This is a genomic window from [Clostridium] scindens, assembly GCF_019597925.1.
Classification (GTDB): domain Bacteria; phylum Bacillota; class Clostridia; order Lachnospirales; family Lachnospiraceae; genus Clostridium_AP.
The window spans coordinates 285,288-304,397 of record NZ_CP080442.1; the positions used below are offsets into that span (position 1 = coordinate 285,288).

A 19,110-nucleotide genomic window follows, 5' to 3' on the forward strand; every position below is an offset into this window, starting at 1 on the left:
GAAACGTCGGAGCATCCCGCCCCCACACGCTATGCGCGGTGCCAATCCACGAAATTCCACACATCAAGCCTTCGGCAGCGAGAAAATAAACTCTGTCCCCACGCCTTCCGTGCTCACGACATTGATATTTTCCCCATGGGCCTGTATGGCTTCTTTGACGATGGCCAGTCCCAGCCCGGTTCCCTTTTTGTCCTTGCCCCGGGAGAGATCGGTCTTGTAGAAACGTTCCCAGATCTTATTCAGCGCGTTTCTTGGGATTCCGATGCCGTAATCCTTGACGGAGGTATAGATCTTGTCGCCTCGCTCCGTGGTCTCGATGGTGACGGTGGAATCCGTCTCGCTGAATTTGATGGCATTGTCCAGCAGGTTGTAGAGGACTTGCTGGATCTTGCGCTTGTCGGCAGTCACGTTTAAGTACTTGGTGGCAAATAGTAATTCTATGGATATTTTCTTCTGCGTGCAGGTGCCTTCGAAGGCAGCGGCCACGTTCTTGATCATCTCATGAATATCAAAAACTTCCTTGGTCAGAAGAATATTTTTCGTATCAAATTCGTTCAGGGTCAGGAGATCCTGGGTCAGGTCTGTCAGCCGCTCTGTCTCAAAGAGGATGATCTTCAGGTATTTTTCATGCATTTCCGGCGGTATGGTTCCGTCCGTCATGGCTTCTACATACCCCTTGATGGAAGTGAGAGGAGAGCGGAAGTCATGGGATACGTTGGCTACAAACTTCTTCTGGTAGTCTTCCATATCTTTCAACTGGGAGGACATGTAGTTTAAAGAGGCAGACAGGTAGCCCATCTCGTCCTCCGTATCTACGGGGATCTCGTAATCCAGATTGCCTGTGGCATACTGGGTAGCAGCCTCCGTAATCTTGCGCAGGGGCCGGTATACGAAGAACTGGAATCCCAGAAGGATGATAAAGGACAGCAGGAAGATGACGATCAGCGTTATGTAGGCTGCCTGCATGAGAATCTTCTGAACATCTTCCAAGTCGGATACATACTTGTGGATCAGCAGATAGCCATTGGGGGAATAGCCGTATACGACAGGCGCAACGACGGTGATGACGTCTTCCTTGAACATATCGTGATAAGTGCCTATCTGGTACTGGGAGCCTCCGCCCTCTGCCGGGTCAAAGTCCTCGATGACGGCAGGGGAGAGAGGATAGGTCTCTGACTGGGCAGAACTAATAACCTCTCCGTTGCGATCCACGAACCAGACGGATGCGCCTAACTGGGACTCGATTCCTGTCAACTGCAGATGGACGTCGGAGGCGGTTATCTGGCCGGTAAAATATTTGGGCAGATAATCCGCGGCCACCAGGCTGGCCTCCCGGTACATGCTGGAAGAGACATTTTCCTTTAACGGGCCGCTCGTCAGTCCGGCCGTCAGCGTGGCAACGGTAAAGAGGCTGAGAAAGCCGAATATGATATACATGATGATGAATTTTAGATATAAAGTGCTGCGCATGAAGGTTCCTCTTTATCTATTTGACTTCAAATTTATAACCAATGCCCCAGACGGTGCTCAGGCTCCAGTCGCTGTGATCCTTGATCTTCTCACGGAGACGTTTGATATGTACGTCCACCGTACGCGTATCTCCGATGTATTCATAGCCCCAGATCTGATCCAGAAGCTGTTCCCTGGTAAAGACCTGGTTGGGGGAGGCGGCAAGGAAATACAGCAGTTCCAGTTCCTTTGGCGGCATATCTACCGTTACTCCGTCCACGATGACAGAGTAGTTGGTAAGATTGATGGTGATTCCCGGATATTCCACGCATTTTCCCTTATCCTCGCCCGGAATCTCCGGCTTAGGGATTGCCTGGTAGCGGCGAAGGACCGCCTTCACCCTGGCTACCAGTTCCTTGGAATCAAAAGGCTTCATCATATAGTCGTCAGCCCCCAGTTCCAGTCCCAGCACCTTGTCAAATACCTCTCCTTTGGCGGAAAGCATGATGATAGGCACATTGGACTTGGCCCGGATCTCCCGGCATACCTGATAGCCGTCGATGCCCGGAAGCATCAGGTCCAGAAGAATCAGGTTGGGCTGGTAAGTGTCGTAGGCAATCAAGGCCTTTTCCCCGTCGTGGACCATCATCGTATCAAAACATTCCTTGGTAAGATACAATGAGATGAGCTCGGCAATGTTCTCGTCGTCGTCCACAATTAATATTTTCTGCTTATTTACCATGTTGCTCCTCCTTATAAATGTCCTCTATATTAATCTACTTTAGTTCTACAATGGTCACGCCGGCATCGCCTTCCCCAAATGCGCCCAGCCGGAAGGACTTGACGTGCTTCTGCCGTTTGAGATAACTGTGGATTCCGGATCGGAGGGCGCCGGTGCCCTTGCCGTGAACCACGCGGACCGTGGACAGGTGCGCAAGGCTTGCGTCATCCAGATATTTATCCAGTTCTGCTACGGCTTCATCCACCGTCTTGCCCAGAAGATTGATCTCAGGGCTTACGGAGAAGGATTTGCCCATCTTTAACTTGCCTTTTCCCGTCTTTTGCATCTGCTTGGCAGTGTAGGAAGGCTTCTCCTCAATAATCTCCAAGTCAGAAATATGGACCTGGGAACGCAGGATGCCCATCTGGACGGTTACATTTCCCTTAGAATCCGGGAGGGAAGTAACAGATCCCGTCAGATTAATGCTTAAGACCTTGACGGATTCGCCAAGCTTGAAGTCGCCGGGCTTATGCTGCTTGCGCGGCTTCTGGGGCTCCATCTTCATGCCGGAACGGGCTGCGTCCATCTTCTTGCGGAGACGTTCCCGCTCCTTCTCCATCTCTGCTGCGGATATGCTTTCCTTGCCAAACTTGCGGAAATTGCGCATGGTCTCGTCGGCCGTCTCTTTGGCGTCCGCAAGAATAGAGTGTGCCTTTTCGTTGGCCTCCCGCAGAATCCGTTCGCGCTGGGCTTCCAGCTTCTCCTGCTTTTCCTTGGTCTCGGCCTTGAGCCGTTCCAGTTCCCGGCGGTATGCGGCAATCTCTTCCTGCTCTTTCTGGATCGTCCGCTTGCTGGTCTCAAGATCTGTCAGCAGATCCTCAAAGGATTCATCCTGCTCCGTCAGATGGGTCCTGGCCTCCTCGATGATATAGTCGGGCAGCCCTAACTTGCCTGCGATGGCAAATGCATTACTCTTGCCGGGAATGCCGATCAACAGATGGTAGGTGGGCCGCAGGGTCTCCAGGTCAAACTCGCAGCAGGCATTTTCCACGCCAGGAGTGGACAGGGCGTAGACCTTCAACTCGCTGTAGTGGGTGGTTGCCATCGTGCGGATACCTCTCCCATGCAGATGGTTCAATATGGCGATGGCAAGAGCGGCGCCCTCGGTAGGGTCGGTTCCTGCACCCAGTTCGTCAAACAGAACCAGGGAGCGCTCATCCACCTGCTTTAAGAAGGAGACGATATTGGTCATATGGGAAGAGAAGGTACTGAGGCTCTGCTCGATACTCTGCTCATCCCCGATATCTGCATAAACGTCATGGAATACGGCCAGTTCGGAGCGGTCCAGCGCAGGGATGTGAAGCCCCGCCTGGCCCATCAGCGTAAAGAGGCCAACCGTCTTTAAAGAGACGGTCTTGCCGCCGGTGTTGGGGCCGGTGATGATTAAAAGATCAAAGGCATCACCCAGCATGACGGTGATCGGAACCACCTTCTTCTTATCCAGAAGGGGATGGCGTCCCTCGCGGATATAGATGCGCCCGTCCGTGTTAAAGAGGGGCATGGAGGCATTCATATCCAGCGCAAGGATTCCCCGCGCGAAGATAAAGTCTAATTCCGTAAGAACGGAGTAATCCGTCCGGATCGCATCAATATATTCAGCCACGTCCACGCTGAGACGTGCCAGGATTACCTGGATCTCTTCCTGCTCCTTGCCGTAGAGTTCCTTCAAGTCATTGTTTAACTTGACCACGGACATCGGCTCGATAAAAAGCGTAGAGCCGGTAGAAGACTGGTCGTGGATCAGTCCCTGGACCTGGCTTCGGTACTCCGCCTTTACCGGGATGCAATAGCGGTCGCCGCGCATGGTAATGATGGGATCCTGCAGATACGTGCGCAAAGACCCGTTTACCAGCCCGGATAGGGTGGCGTGCACCTTGTCGTTGATCTGGCCCATGGAACGGCGGATGTGCTTAAGCGCCGGGCTTGCGTCGTCGCTGATCTCATCCTCGTCCAGGATGCACCGCCGGATCTCGGCGGACAAAGGAGCCACCGGCTCCAACTGCTGGAACAGCGCATCCAGGCAGTCCTCGGACTCATCGCTGGTCTCGTGCCTTCCATAAGATTTAACGCGCCCCGCGGTTTCCAGCAATTTGCAGATGCGGAGCAATTCGCCGCTTCCAAGAGCGGCGCCCACCTCCAGACGCTTCAGAGAGTCTCCCACCGGATGGCATCCACTAAAAGAAGGCCTGCCCTTCTTGACGATCCGCGTAAATGCGGCGGCGGTTTCCTCCTGGGCAGACTGAATGTCTGGTAAAGATATCATAGGCTTTAACTTCCGGCAGCGTTCTTTGCCGCTGAAGGAAGAAGCCTGTTCTGTTAAGAGTTCAATTATTTTGTTGTATTCAAGTTTTGTCAATGTTTTTTTATTCATGTTATTCACCTAGACTTATTCTACCCTATTTGCCCCATAAAGAAAAGGATAAATATTGAACATTTGAGCGCCATAAGGTATACTATAGAAAGGATTGTAAAGGAGAAGGATGCGTCTATGGAAGAGCATAAAGATCCAGGAGAAGAAATAAATCGGGAAGAAGAAAAAGAGCAGGAGTATTCCTTTCTGCAGGAAACGATTAAAGATGAGACAATCAGCAAGAAAAAAGTAAAAAAAGATATCTTCCGGATGGCCGGACTAGGCCTGGTATTTGGTCTGGTAGCCAGCCTTAGTTTCAGTGCGTTCAAGCCATGGATGGACGAGTTATTTCAAAGCAATCCGCAGAAAGTCACGATTCCCGAAGAGGAAGAGGAAGAAGACGAAGCCACGCCGGAAGACGAGCCGGAAGCGACCCAGCAGGTTCTGGACGCAGAAAGCTATAGGCAGATGCAGCAGTCTCTGACATCGGTGGCCTCCGAGGCCAACAAATCGGTGGTGGAGATCGCCGGAACCACGGGCGATCAGGACTGGATGACCGATTCCTATGACCATAAGAACAGCACGGCAGGGCTGATTATTGCAGACAATGGGCAGGAACTGCTGGTATTTGGCAAGACTTCTATTATAAAGGAAGCAGGCGATGTTCATATTATATTTTCAGACGGGCACAGTTATAAGGCTAACCTGAAGAAAAAAGACGGCACCCTGGACTTTGGAATCTACGCGGTAAGCCGGGGGGATATCCAGGATACGACCTGGTCCCAGATCAAGGCGGCAACCCTTGGCAGTTCCAACTCCGTGTCCAAAGGCGACCCGGCCATCGTGCTAGGAAGCCCGTTTGGATATGCGGGCGCAGTAGGATTTGGAACGGTGGCCTCCAGCAAGAATTCGGCAGAGTTCGCAGACGGGCAATACCGGCTGATCTGTACGGACATTGCAGGGGCAAGGAACGGAAGCGGCGTCATCGTGAATCTGAAAGGCGAGATTATCGGCATCATAGACCAGAGCATTTCCGAGGAAGACAGCATGAACCTGGTGACCGGGTTCGGTATCTCGGACATCAAAGAGATGATGCAGTTTTTGCTAAATGGACAGGGCGTCCCTTACATTGGAATCCGGGGCGTGGATGTTACCCAGGAGATCGAGGCCCAGGGTATTCCCAAGGGCGTCTATGTGAAGGAAGTGGAGACCGATTCTCCGGCTATGACGGCCGGGATCCAGTGCGGCGATATCATTACGAATATCAATGGCACGGATGTGGCTACGGTGGCGACATACCACGCCGCGCTTATGGACTTGGAATCAGGCAAGAAGATTAAGATCAGAGGGCATCGCCAAGGCGCAGGCGGCTATGTGGATATAGACTTCGGCGTGACGATCGGCAGCAAAGAATAAGATAAGTTAGAAAGAGGCAAACATATGAGGTACATCAACACCCTCTGCGAGGGAGAGACTATTAAGAACGTATACCTGTGCAAGGGGAAACGTTCTGCTGAAACGAGGAATGGAAAGCCATACGACAATCTGATCCTGCAGGATAAGACAGGGACGCTGGACGGCAAAGTCTGGGACCCCAATTCCAGCGGAATCGCAGATTACGACGAGATGGATTTTATAGAAGTATATGGAGAAGTGATCAGTTATAACAACAACCTCCAGCTCAATATCAAGCAGATCCGCAAGGCGCAGGAAGACGAGTATGTGGCGGCGGACTACATGCCCACCAGCGAGAAAAGTACGGAGGGAATGTACCGGGAACTGCTTGGCTATGTAAGCCAGATTGAAAATACCTATCTGCGTCAGGCAGTAGAGTATTATTTTGTAAATAATGAGACGTTCATCAAGACATTCAAGGGACACTCCGCGGCAAAGACCGTACATCACGGGTTTGCGGGAGGACTGCTGGAGCATACGCTGAGCGTGGTAAAGTTCTGCGAATACATGGTAGGCGCTTATCCGATTCTCAATAAAGACCTGCTGTATGCGTCAGCGATCTGTCATGATATTGGAAAGACCAAGGAACTGTCCACCTTTCCGGAAAATGACTATACGGACGACGGACAGTTACTGGGCCACATCATCATCGGAGTGGAAATGATGAGCGACGCGATCCGTACCATCCCCGGATTTCCGGAGAAGTTGGCGAGCGAGTTGAAGCACTGCATCGTGGCCCATCACGGCGAACTGGAATACGGTTCTCCGAAAAAACCGGCCCTTGCGGAGGCATTGGCCCTGAACTTCGCGGATTGCACGGACGCGAAGATGCAGACCCTGACGGAGATCTTCAAAGACAAGAATACCAATGAATGGCTGGGCTACAACCGCCTGTTCGAGTCAAACCTGAGGAAGACGAGTATATAAAAAGGGACGTAACACTTTTTAAAAGGGGACGTAACATTTTTCAAAAGTGTTACGTCCCCAATTGCAATTAACCCTGTCCCCAATTGACGAAATGGAGTATGTTTATGCAGAAAAATGAATTGGTTACGGTTACGATCGAAGATATAGGAATTAACGGAGAAGGCATCGGAAAGGTGGATGGATACACGCTGTTCATTAAAGACGCCATCATCGGCGATGTGGTGGAGGCTAAAGTGATGAAGGCCAAGAAGAACTACGGCTATGCAAGGCTGATGAATATTCTTACGCCATCTCCATACCGGGTAAAACAGCCGAAATGCCCGATGGCCCGCAAATGCGGCGGTTGCCAGATCCAGGAGATGGAGTATGACCGCCAGCTGGCTTTCAAAGAAGACAAGATCCGGGGAAACCTTATGCGTATCGGAGAAGTGCCGGCAGAAGTGCTGGATCAGGCGATGGAGCCGATCGTAGGCATGGACAACCCATTTCACTACCGGAACAAGGCGCAATTTCCCATCGGAACGGACAAAGAGGGACACATCATAACCGGATTCTACGCCGGAAGGACCCACAGCATCATCCCCAATACCGATTGCGCATTAGGTGTGGAAGTAAACGAAATAATCCTGAAGCAGATTCTTGCATTTATGGAAGAGTATAAGATCAGCGCTTATGACGAGACGGAGCATAAAGGCCTGGTACGCCATGTGCTGATCCGGTACGGATTCGTCACGAAAGAGATCATGGTCTGCCTTGTGATCAACGGAAATCATCTGCCCCACGGGGATATCCTGGCAGAGCGCCTGGCAAAGATCGAAGGAATGACCAGCATTACCCTGAGCATCAACAAAGAAAAGACGAACGTTATCATGGGCAGCCAGATCGAGCCTCTGTGGGGGAAGACCTACATTACAGACTATATAGGAAATGTAAAGTATCAGATCTCGCCGCTGTCCTTTTACCAGGTAAATCCAGTCCAGACGGAGAAACTATACGGACTGGCGCTTGAGTACGCCGGGTTTACCGGCAAAGAGACGGTCTGGGACCTCTACTGCGGCATCGGAACCATATCCCTGTTCCTGGCGCAGAAGGCCAAGGAAGTCTATGGCGTGGAGATCGTGCCCCAGGCCATTGAGGACGCCAGGAATAACGCGAAAATCAATGGGATCGAGAATGCCCGGTTCTATGTGGGCAAAGCAGAAGAAGTGCTGCCGGAGTATTATGCGCAGTATGAGAAAGAGCATGGGAGGAAGGCCCACGCAGACGTGATCGTGGTGGACCCGCCGAGGAAAGGATGCCAGGAATCGCTGCTTCAGACCATGGTGGATATGGAGCCGGAGCGGATCGTGTATGTGAGCTGCGACTCGGCGACCCTGGCCCGGGATGTGAAGTTCCTGAGGGAGAAGGGGTATGAACTGGTTAGGGGGAGAGGCGTGGATCAGTTTGGGCATACGGTGCATGTGGAAACCGCCGTGCTTCTCGTGCGGAAAACTTGATTCTAGGCGGATTTTCGGGATTTTTAGCAGGAAATGGAGTTGTGTTTTTGCGGATGGTGAGATGGATAAGTTTCCGCAGATAGGGGGACGGGGATAACGCCGGATGGTTTGAAAATGAGGATTTGTTGAATAAGAGATACAATTTGGCAAAACCCTTAGATTAAAATAATTTTCGATACTATAAATATGAAAAAACGTAAAAGGTGTTCGGAGCTTCATTATAGATATTATTATGCGGTGTGAAATATTGTAAAGATTTAAGTAAGGGGAGTAGTAGGATTATTAAAGGTGTTGAATAGAATTTAATACCAATTTTAAAATAAAAATGGATGGAGACAACTATATGGATATATTATCTCAGTTTAATGGTATAAGTACAATAGCAAGGTTGATTTGTGAAAGAAATATAATTCCTGTTTTTGGGGCCGGATTTTCAATGAATAGTTGTGCTTATAATGGTACTGTGCCTGATGGAAAAAGTGCAACAAAAATGATGAAAGAATTATTAATAAAGCATTGTCCTAAAATATGTGAAGATGATATTAAGGATATTGATTTCAATGAAACATCGGAATTATTTATAGAATTAGTTCCTAAAGTGATAAGAACAGAATTTTTTAAAAATTATTTTACAGAAGTTCAGATTGGTACACAGCAAAAGGAATTATTAGAAATTAACTGGCCCTATGCATATACACTTAATATTGATGATGCCATTGAAAATACAACTTATTTCAAACCGATTATGCCCTATAAAAACCTAAATGCACCGAATACATCAATTAAATTATTATATAAATTGCATGGAGATGCATTTTCGGAAGTTACATATTTAACTGATGAAAATATAGTATTTAGTCATAAGCAATATATGCAGTCAATAACATCTAAAGAAAATAAAGATTTTTTACATAATTTGAAAGCAGACTTTTCAACGAGTAATATGATATTTATTGGGTGTAGTTTATTAAATGAACCAGATTTAAAATATGTATATGGTACAGCAGAACACACATCAAGCACGCTAAAAATTCTATTACGTGAGAAAAAACCAACATTTCGTGAAGAAGTCGGACTTAAAGATTACGGAATAAATACAATTGTTTTGGTAGAGGATTACTCCTATTTTTATAGGGAATTAATCAAAGAAGTACGGAGATTAGCGGCAGAAGAAAATTTGGCCAATTACAAATTTAAAAGTCCATCAGTGAATGCAATGGATAATAAGGTAGATACAATTAAACTTTTGGCAGGAAATCCAATTTTTGATGAAAGCCAGAATGCCTTCTGTAAAGGTGGAATGCATGTTTTGAGGAACTGTATTGAAGAAGTAGAGAATCAATTAAAAACCAATAATTGTGTTATAGTTAAAGGCAGACGTTTTAGCGGAAAAACATTTCTATTATGTAGTTTTTGTGAAAGACAGAGAAGGAATACAATTTATTTCTTTCCATCTACTACATTTGTGGATGAACAGTTAGTATATTTGCTTTTAAATAATGAACATAATAGTTATTTTATATTTGATAGCAATTCAATTTCGAGTGGATGTTATAGATTGCTGGCAAATAGTTATGAGTTGTTAAAAAAGAATTTAAATAAATTGGTTATAGCGGTTAATTCAAATGATAACTTTATTATGGAGTCTTTACAGGCTGTTTTTGTTGAGATACAAAGTACTTTTGAAGGACATGAATTAGAGCAGAATTTAGACAAAGCAAACACTTATGGATTGATTAAACGCTATGCAAACAATACTAATATGGATTATCTAGAGAAGCTGTCACAGAAACAGAAAATAGATATTCCAAATTTAAATATTTTTCCCAAAACGTTATCATTTAATGAAAAAGTTTTACTATTATTATTGACGGCATCTGATAAAATTTATATGAGTGATGTTATGGCGTTAGATATACCTTTGTTAGAGGTGGCAGAATTTAAGAAACATTTTCCCCTTATAATTGAGGAAGTTCCTGTTGATATAAACGAACGAGCAAATTATTCAACAACAAAATTAGTTCATAATAGTAAAGTAGTTCTGATGAAACTTTTAGATAGAATTGATAGAGAGGATATTATAGATTGCATTATTCATATTGTTGAAATGGTGAAAAATGATAGAACACGATATAGAATATATATAGATATAATACTTTTCGATACTTTAAACCAATTATTTGGAGGAAAAAAGGGGGCCGGACGCCTAATCTTTGAAGTTTATGAAAAGTTAGAATACTATTTGAGCGATAGTTTACATTATTGGTTACAACGAGCAAAAAGTATATACAGACTTTTTTACGGTGATCCAGTTAAATTGAAAGAGGCATATTCATATTCGGTAAAAGCATATTTTGATGGTGGTTATGCAATAAAATCAAAGGCAGCGTTAACATCTTCGTTAATTAGTTGCTTGATTAGTGATTTGGAAAAGGACAAGGGGGAAAAACAGTATTATTTAGAACAAGCAATTGTATTGGGATATGAGGCTGTAAATTCAGATTATTACAGATTTAATAAAGGGTATCTCAATAACGAGTTAAAGCCTAGAAAGAGAATGAACAGCTATGAGTTAATGAAAAATACATGTAATGAATATGTTGAATATTATTGCGATACCGACATTTTAGATAAGGCCAAGAAATTGGTTGCTAAGTTGGAGGATATGGAAAAATCATTTGTAAGAACTATAAAATCTTAATAATAAGACTCCTTGACAAAAAAGCAATTTAGGGCAATTACTGGATAACAAAACTATAAAAGCAGTTATGTTAAATGACAGAAGAACAGAAACATACAATTGTGCGCTTCAGAAGGATGGGGGTTGGATATAGGAAGATGGCGATAGCCTTAGGCATTTTGAGAGACAAGGTACATAATTACTGCAAATCACAAGACATAGATACGAAAACATTTCATGAGAGCAAAGAATGGGAAAAAATGGAGAAAGTGCGCTAGTGATCTATATACATACAGTGCGGCTATCCAAATGAAATCAACCCTGAGAGATTGAGGCGCATATACCATTCGGAAGAGTACAGTAGGAAATGGGGTAATGGCATTTCACTTTTTAAAAACAGGATGTCTGTTTTGTGGCAAAGAGTTTAAAAGCAGTGCCAGCGTGAAAAAAATTGTAGCGGGGATTGTTATGTGAGGAACAGGTTTTGGAGGTAAGGAGCTACAGAAGAAGTCGTGAAATTGCCACTTGCAGGGAACAGGGTTCGGAGGTTTCTAAATGAATGACAGAATTACTTGGTGAGTAAAGTGCAGATTCTTGTTCCGTAACGCAAAATGTGAATGTGGTAAATCTATTACGTAGGGGTAAAAATTTCTGAAAAGGGGTGAAAAACTGCTGGAAGGGGTAACTCGGTGATATAGTGTAATCCATGGAAAACCCCCGTAATATTAGGGGAGATACTTTTGCTATGTAGTATAAAAGACACCTTTCACCGCATGTTGAAACCGTCGTATTGCTGGAGAAGAAAACCCAGTAAATCAAAGGGTTTGGCGGTTTTGACGGTGATATGTAGGTGTGCTTTTATGTTTAGATGAACTGAAATTTGTTTCGTATTACCCAGGTGAGGTAAGAAAAATGAATGTTTTGAAAATAAATAATATATTAATATTTTTAAAATTAATAGTGGAGGGAAAAATGAAAAAAATTAGTGAATTAAACTTAGGATTTTCGGATGCTCAGAATTATGCACGTAGAGATAATAAAAAAATGTTCAATGACATTTTTGTGAAAAATTATTTTCTTGAAAAGCTTATTAACCCCAATATATATTTTTTAATTGGAGAGAAAGGCACAGGCAAAACGGCATATTCGGTTTATCTAAAAAATAATAACTATAGAGAAAATAAAACTGTTTTATCATATATATCAGCAACCGATTATGATAAATTTTACAATATAAAGAAGCAAAAAAACTTAGAATTGACTGATTTCGTTGGCATATGGAAAGTAATATTATTACTATTATTAAGTAAAAATATAACGGATGATGATAAAGTTGTTTCAATATTTAATAAAAGTAATCTTGATAATCTGGTTAAAGCTATAGATGAATATTATTTAAATGCATTTACGCCAGAGATTATTACAGCATTAAGAATTGTTGATGAAACAGAGCTGGCAGCAAAATTAATATGCAAATACTCGGAAATATCTGGTAAGAATGGCACAACACTAGAGTTTACTGAGACACGCTTTCAAATGAATTTATTTTATATTGAAAAACAATTTAGTGATGCAATTAGGAACTTAAAGTTAAATAAAAATGTTAACCTTTTTATAGATGGTATTGATATAAGACCTAATGTTATTCCATATGACGATTATATTCAATGTATTCGTGGCCTTGCAGATGCGTGCTGGGCATTAAATACGGAATTATTCCAAAATGTTAAAGATTCTAAGGGGCATTTAAAAATTGTCTTGTTATTGAGACCAGATATATATTCAGCATTAAATCTTCAGAATGCGACTAATAAATTAAGAGATAACGCAGTATTTTTAGATTGGAGGACAACCTATAAAGAATATAAAACTTCAAATTTGTATAAAGTCTCAAAAAGGATATTAGAGTATCAACAAGAGAAAATAGAAGAAGACGATTTATGGGAAAAATATTTACCGTGGACTTTTCCAACTACAAATCAAAGCCGAGAATTTGATACAGCATTTATGGAATTTATAAGAATTTCTTTATCCCGTCCTAGAGATATAGTAGTTATATTAAAAATTTTACAAGAACATATGTTGAAAAACGGTAAAGAAGATGAAATAGAATTCTCAAAGGATATTTATCAAAGTGATGATTTTCAAAATGCATATTCAGAATATTTTATGAGTTCACTAAAGGATCAATTGTCATTTTATTATTCGGTTGATGATTTTAATCATTTTATAAAATTTTTTGATTATTTTAAAGACAGTAATTTTAAATATGAAGAATATAGTGCAGTATATGAAAAATTTACAGATTATATCTTGGGCAATGCAGATGATATCCCTGAATTTGTAGATGATCCTAAAAAATTTTTGCAGTTATTATATGATAGTAATGCAATTGCTGCAATTGAAGATAATGGAGATGCAAATACATATTATCATTTTTCATATAGAGAGAAGAGTATCTCTAACATTGAACCCAAAGTACCTATTGACAAAAATATTTCGTACAAATTTCATTATGGATTATACAAGAGAGCTAAATTTGGAAGATTTTGATTGGAGCGATGGGGTAATTAAAGATTTTTATTATGTAGTATAATACTTTCATTTTACTGCAAGTGGAGTCAATTGTAATTCTGGTGTGATAATCCTGTTATTAGGTGGGATTGTTAAATACAAAGGAATTATGTTTTAGGAGAGAAAAGATGGATAAGTTTCTTGGTACGTAGGATAGGATAACTCCATGTGACTATGGAAAGAGATTTTGTCTAGTAAAATCATGGGGCTTAACCTACATTTGTTGACAAAAGATAATCTTTTTAACAAGAGTTATGCCTCTTAGAAAAAATAAAAAATTTATGGGAAAGAAAACCAAGGCACAGGAAAATTATAATAGATTCTAGTTGAGTAGAGTGGTTATTTCTGTTATATTTAGCAGTAGAGATATTAAATGTATCAACTTTTAGAGTATAGGAAATTAGTTTGAACAAAGGAAATACTTGGTGAGTATGGATGGAAATATACAAAAATTATAAAGAATATAATCAAGTTACATTACACAATGGGGATTGTTTGGAGTTGTTAAAAAGCCTTCCAGATGAATCGGTTGATTTGGTAGTAACATCACCGCCCTATTGTATGGGAAAAGCCTATGAAGATCCTCATGATGATATTGAAAAATTTAGAAAACAGCATGTTAACATTTTTAATGAGTTATATAGGGTCGTAAAAAAGGTGGGAGCGTATGCTGGCAGGTTGGATATCATGTATCTGATAGATGTGTAATTCCACTGGATTGTATTATATATAATATTTTTACATGTATGAGTGAAGAGTTAGAATCCCCATTTGTTTTACGAAACCGAATCATATGGACATTTGGTCATGGGTTGAATAGCGTAAATAGGTTTAGTGGAAGACACGAAACTATTATGTGGTTTACTAAAGGGGATCAAACTGTTTTCAATTTGGATGAGGTACGAGTACCACAGAAATATCCTGGGAAACGCTCATATAAAGGTCCGAATAAAGGGCGATTGAGTGGTAACCCATTGGGAAAAAATCCTTCAGATGTATGGGATATTCCTAATGTTAAGGCAAATCACGTAGAAAAAACAGATCATCCCTGTCAATTTCCTGTTGCTATTCCACAAAGACTAATAAAAGCTTTAACTGCACGAAATGGATTGGTTCTGGATCCGTTTATGGGTTCTGGATCAACAGGGGTAGCAGCGATTGTAGAGGATCGAAGATTTGTAGGTGCTGAAATTCAAAAAGAATATTATGATATTTCAGTAAGTAGATTAAAGGATGCAGCAGATGGAAATGTAAAGATAAGAGAGGATAAGCCTGTAGTTGAACCTAATAAAAACTCTGCCGTAGCCAAATTACCAGAAGAGTTTGTGCGAGCAAGAGGAGAACTGTTATGATAAATAAAGTGGATAAGAAAAAGAAGAAAAAAGTAATAACAGAGGCACAAAAAAAAGAGCAGCTTCGCAAACGACATGTAACTGCATTCAGGAAAAAGATACGTAGTACATTTACGAATATGGGATTTGTTAGTATTTCTACGGCTAATAAACATTTTAAAATTGGATATCGTGTAGTTGAATTGGATTATCTTTTTATTTATGAAAATGTTCTAATAATTGCTGAAGATACATGTAGTAAGGGAAAAGATAAAAATCATATTCGTAAAAAAAGTGAGGCATTTAATGAGATAAAAGGTAATATGACAGATTTTATTGCGTGAATACAGGAAAAATTCCCGGAAGAGAAAGAATTTGTAGAAAAATATCGTATAGATAGAATGAGACTTTATTATATATATATTTCTCAAGCACAATTAGAACTTACAGAGGATGAAAAATCTTTGTATTCTAATGTGATTTTTTGGGAGCCAGATACTCTTGCATATTTTAATAGAATGTCACAATGTATATATTACACTGCTCGATATGATTTATTTAGATTTTTAGGGCTTACAAATGATCAGATCGGTTCAAGTGGAAGCGCAGGAAATAAGACAGTAATTAAGGCACCTATTATTTATCCAGATGATATTACTGGTATTCGCAATGGTGTAAGAATTGTTTCTTTTATGATGTCTGCTGAAAATTTATTAAAGACTAGTTATGTGCTTAGAAAAGATAATTGGGAAGAATCAATATGGTTATATCAGCGATTGATTGAGAAAGAGAAAATAAAAAAGATCAGAGCTTTTTTGGCTGATAAAGGATCAGCATTCTATAATAATATTATTGTTGCTTTGCCAGATAGTGTGAGATTTGAGGATGAATCAGGTAATGTTGTTAAAGCAGAGATGATAGGAGATTTCCAACGTTGCTCTCTCGTTTTACCTGATGAGATGAATACCGTTTGTGTAATTGATGGACAACATCGTATTTTTGCACATTATGAAGCGCCGGCAAACGAAAAATACGAATTAACAATTGCGCCGCTGAGAAAACAGTTACATTTGTTGGTAACAGGATTAATTTTTCCAGATGGTATGAAAGAGGCGGATCGTAAGCAACTTCAAAGCGAAATTTTTTTAGAGATTAACTCCAATGCGAAAATGGTTCCAGCCGATGTACTACTTCATATTGGAATGATAAAAGATCCGCTTTCAGATATTGGAATTGCACGGCGTGTGGTGGAAAAATTAAATAGGTATAGAACATTTCTTAATCGATTTGAACTGTCTGCCTTGGATGAAGGAAAGATTAAAGTAGCGTCTATAATAAAATTTGCTTTGCGTTATTTAGTAACAATTACACCAGCAGAAGGCAAAACAAGTTTGTATGATTTTTGGAACGGTGATAAAGAGGCTCTGTTAGTAAAAGACGAGGAAGCATTGACGAAATATATCGATTTTTGTGCAGAAAATATCGATTTATATTTTTCTACAATCCGGGATACATTTAAAGAAGCATGGAATAATCCAACATCTAAATTAATATCTGTTATTGCGTTGAATGGTTTTATTATTGCGTATAATAGACAATTATCAAAAAATGGAATTAAGGATTATGGTTTTTATAATAGTCATTTAAAGAATTTGAAGGTGGACTTTTCTAAAGAGGCATTTCCTTATGCTTCTAGTCAATATAGGAAGTTCTCATCACAGATACTTACAGAGGCATTTGATTTTACCGATGAGGAACTAGAGATTATTTAAGGATCAATATTTCTTCAATATCTACAAGGTGTAACGAGCATTTTAAAATTATGTTCGCATCGATAATAAATTGTTTCATAATTTCATCATCATCTTTTTCTGCAAATAAGTTTGTTTTTCGATATTTGGTGACAAGTTGTTTTAATAGAAGCAATTGATTTGAAGAAAAAGTATTAAAGAAAAAATATGTTTTACCTCGTATAGAAATTCCTATTAATGAATTCATTTTATTACACCTACCTTATAAATATATTATGCAAAAGTCTGTTGAATTTATGCAAAAATTTCAAGGAATTCGGATATAGAAACTACCAAGGTCAAAATAGAATTAAATGATGATAATATAATTATTATGAACAAAGAAAATAGAATAGAAAAATATTTGTGGTCGGAAACTAGAATCATATGGAAAGTAGAGGTATGGCTGTATTTGAAATATCTCTTAAGGGTCAAAAAGGAAATTGTAATTTATCATTATTTTTTATTAATATAAGATAAAAGTTTTCCATAAATGGTGAACAAATAAATATTTTTTGTATTAAAGATGCTTTTTTTTCGGAGAAAGTACCGATGGTACCTAAATGGATAAAAACTGTTGGTGGTATGATAAAACACATATACTTGAGAATTAAGAAAGTTGTAGAGGAGGAATTTCAACGAAAGAGAGAGATAAACTAAAATCAAGTAATTTATAACAGAACAAAGGTGGAAATTTTTGCTATAAGGTATAGAATTTCTTATCCACCGAAAGTGAAAACTTTGGTAATACTGAAAGCCTAATAATTCAAATACCACTAGGCTTTGGACAGGATTTGAGGCCTATACCGTAGATGATTTTAATAAAACATATTAGTTTATCATGATAAGTTAAGAAAATATCCAAAGCCAATCTATTGACTCTAATTATAGTTTTTAGAGAATATAAATAATATTCTCATTTACAAGTAATTTGATGAATCAAGTAGTGAAGGCAAGTTAAAAAACCAAACATTTTTTCTGGTAATAATATTTTAGTTACATTGTATAGCCTAATTTTTTCCTGATGAAATCACAAACACATTATCTTGACTGCCAGCAAAAACCCTAATGATCATAGAAGCAGAAAAAGAATGCTTCTACCAAGACAAAACCAAAGATACCAAAACAAAAACCAATACACCCCAATCACCTACCAATATCAAAAAACCAGGAGGAAAATCAAATTGAAAACACCCCACAACATCCTTATCATCCTCACCGGAGGTACCATCTGCTCATTCGCCGACAAGGCAGGCAAGCGAGACTCTGATGCAGAGCGTGCGCATACGCTGATCGAAAAGAAATTCAGAGCCTCCGGTTCCCGCTATGCTTCCGAGGAATGCGTATCATTTGACAAAGAGAAGCCCCTTGACATTCTGAGTGAGAATATGACTACTGGTAATTGGAACATCCTTATCTCTAAGATGAGAACGTATGACTATTCAAAATATGATGGCGTTATTATCCTGCACGGTACGGACACTCTTGCTTATACAGGAGCGTTGCTTTCGATTCTGATGGCGGGCACTAAGATTCCTGTGTTTCTGGTTTCCAGCCAGCTTCCGCCGGATGACGATGAGGCCAATGGCAACGCGAACTTCAAGGCTGCGGTTGAACTGATCGTCAATGGGATAGAGCCTAATATTTATGCTGTGTATAGAAATACAGAGACTGACGGGGCCGGGGAAACACAGCGTATGTATATTCACTATTGTTCTCATCTGCTGCAGTGCGCCAACCGTTCTGAGAATTTTTACAGTCCGGATATGGCTGAGGTAAGCCAGGAGAACGCTGTTTTTAAGGGGAAATCCTCCGGCGAAGAGAAGATGTACTTGTATCACGACTTTGAACTCTCGTCTTGTGTTCTTCGGATCATTCCTTATGTTGGGATCGATTATGAGCATTACTGCATGAAGGGGGTCAAGGCGATTCTTCACGGCACCTACCATTCAAGCACAATGGCGGTGACTCCATACAAGGACGACGAATCGAAGCGGTACACCAGTCAGGCCATTCTGTCGCTCAAAAAGCGATGTGATGAGTGCGAGCCTCCGATCCCGCTATTTCTTGAGCATTGCCACAGAGACGCGTATAATTACATATCTACAGGCATCATTTTGAAGTGTGGCGCCATACCGGTATGGACGATGACTTCTGAGATGACTTATGTAAAATTGCTGGTTGGCTGCTCGCTTGGCTACGAAGGGGAAGAACTGAAGGAATTTATGAATAGAGAAATCAACGATGAATTCGTTTATAGAGATTAGAGCCGTATGA

Annotated in this window: 11 protein-coding genes and 1 pseudogene; 9 read left to right on the forward strand and 3 right to left on the reverse strand. The window is 41.1% G+C overall.

Features of this window, described 5'->3' with window-relative positions; genetic code table 11:
- Nucleotides 1–63 precede the first annotated feature (63 nt).
- The 3 genes from K0036_RS01300 to K0036_RS01310 are packed head-to-tail and all read right to left on the reverse strand — an operon-like array spanning nt 64 to nt 4,601.
- Nucleotides 64–1,470 (reverse strand): sensor histidine kinase, encoded by a 1,407-nt coding sequence (locus tag K0036_RS01300; protein WP_025645945.1) that lies wholly within the window; start codon nt 1,468–1,470, stop codon nt 64–66.
- A 16-nt stretch (nt 1,471–1,486) separates the two neighbouring features.
- Complete coding sequence (locus K0036_RS01305; protein WP_025645943.1) at nt 1,487–2,191, reverse strand: response regulator transcription factor; 705 nt, start codon at nt 2,189–2,191, stop codon at nt 1,487–1,489.
- Nucleotides 2,192–2,225: 34 nt separating this feature from the next.
- Nucleotides 2,226–4,601, reverse strand: a complete 2,376-nt coding sequence (locus K0036_RS01310; protein ID WP_220430525.1) for an endonuclease MutS2 — start codon at nt 4,599–4,601, stop codon at nt 2,226–2,228.
- 117 nt (nt 4,602–4,718) lie between these two features.
- Between K0036_RS01310 and K0036_RS01315 the strand changes: the two genes are divergently transcribed.
- The 9 genes and pseudogenes from K0036_RS01315 (at nt 4,719) to K0036_RS01355 (ending at nt 19,100) form a co-directional block, all read left to right on the forward strand.
- On the forward strand, nt 4,719–5,996 hold the full coding sequence (locus tag K0036_RS01315) for a S1C family serine protease (protein WP_220430526.1): 1,278 nt from the start codon (nt 4,719–4,721) through the stop codon (nt 5,994–5,996).
- 24 nt (nt 5,997–6,020) lie between these two features.
- A complete protein-coding gene (locus K0036_RS01320; RefSeq protein ID WP_220430527.1) occupies nt 6,021–6,962 on the forward strand; it encodes a 3'-5' exoribonuclease YhaM family protein in 942 nt (313 codons plus the stop codon).
- Nucleotides 6,963–7,066: 104 nt separating this feature from the next.
- Nucleotides 7,067–8,458, forward strand: a complete 1,392-nt coding sequence (gene rlmD / locus K0036_RS01325) for a 23S rRNA (uracil(1939)-C(5))-methyltransferase RlmD (RefSeq protein ID WP_220430528.1) — start codon at nt 7,067–7,069, stop codon at nt 8,456–8,458.
- A 343-nt stretch (nt 8,459–8,801) separates the two neighbouring features.
- A complete protein-coding gene (locus K0036_RS01330) occupies nt 8,802–11,159 on the forward strand; it encodes an SIR2 family protein (RefSeq protein WP_220430529.1) in 2,358 nt (785 codons plus the stop codon).
- 951 nt (nt 11,160–12,110) lie between these two features.
- Entirely contained in the window at nt 12,111–13,691 is a 1,581-nt protein-coding gene (locus tag K0036_RS01335) for a P-loop ATPase, Sll1717 family (protein ID WP_220430530.1), read from the forward strand.
- A gap of 582 nt (nt 13,692–14,273) precedes the next feature.
- Nucleotides 14,274–15,064 (forward strand): annotated as a pseudogene (locus K0036_RS01340) (DNA-methyltransferase).
- Entirely contained in the window at nt 15,061–15,387 is a 327-nt protein-coding gene (locus K0036_RS01345) for a DUF896 domain-containing protein (protein ID WP_220430531.1), read from the forward strand. The pseudogene K0036_RS01340 and the gene K0036_RS01345 overlap by 4 nt, the downstream one beginning before the upstream one ends.
- A gap of 120 nt (nt 15,388–15,507) precedes the next feature.
- Nucleotides 15,508–16,815: a DGQHR domain-containing protein gene (locus K0036_RS01350; RefSeq protein ID WP_220430532.1), complete on the forward strand. Its 1,308-nt coding sequence runs from the start codon at nt 15,508–15,510 to the stop codon at nt 16,813–16,815.
- A gap of 1,202 nt (nt 16,816–18,017) precedes the next feature.
- Nucleotides 18,018–19,100 carry an asparaginase gene (locus K0036_RS01355; RefSeq protein ID WP_259283362.1) on the forward strand — a complete coding sequence of 361 codons (1,083 nt, stop codon included), beginning with the start codon at nt 18,018–18,020 and terminating at the stop codon, nt 19,098–19,100.
- Nucleotides 19,101–19,110 lie beyond the last annotated feature (10 nt).

Coding starts and splice junctions, on each gene's coding strand:
- K0036_RS01300 (WP_025645945.1), bottom strand. CDS start 1,470: ATGCGCAGCACTTTATATCTAAAATTCATCATCATGTATATCATATTC.
- K0036_RS01305 (WP_025645943.1), bottom strand. CDS start 2,191: ATGGTAAATAAGCAGAAAATATTAATTGTGGACGACGACGAGAACATT.
- K0036_RS01310 (WP_220430525.1), bottom strand. CDS start 4,601: ATGAATAAAAAAACATTGACAAAACTTGAATACAACAAAATAATTGAA.
- K0036_RS01315 (WP_220430526.1), top strand. CDS start 4,719: ATGGAAGAGCATAAAGATCCAGGAGAAGAAATAAATCGGGAAGAAGAA.
- K0036_RS01320 (WP_220430527.1), top strand. CDS start 6,021: ATGAGGTACATCAACACCCTCTGCGAGGGAGAGACTATTAAGAACGTA.
- rlmD (WP_220430528.1), top strand. CDS start 7,067: ATGCAGAAAAATGAATTGGTTACGGTTACGATCGAAGATATAGGAATT.
- K0036_RS01330 (WP_220430529.1), top strand. CDS start 8,802: ATGGATATATTATCTCAGTTTAATGGTATAAGTACAATAGCAAGGTTG.
- K0036_RS01335 (WP_220430530.1), top strand. CDS start 12,111: ATGAAAAAAATTAGTGAATTAAACTTAGGATTTTCGGATGCTCAGAAT.
- K0036_RS01345 (WP_220430531.1), top strand. CDS start 15,061: ATGATAAATAAAGTGGATAAGAAAAAGAAGAAAAAAGTAATAACAGAG.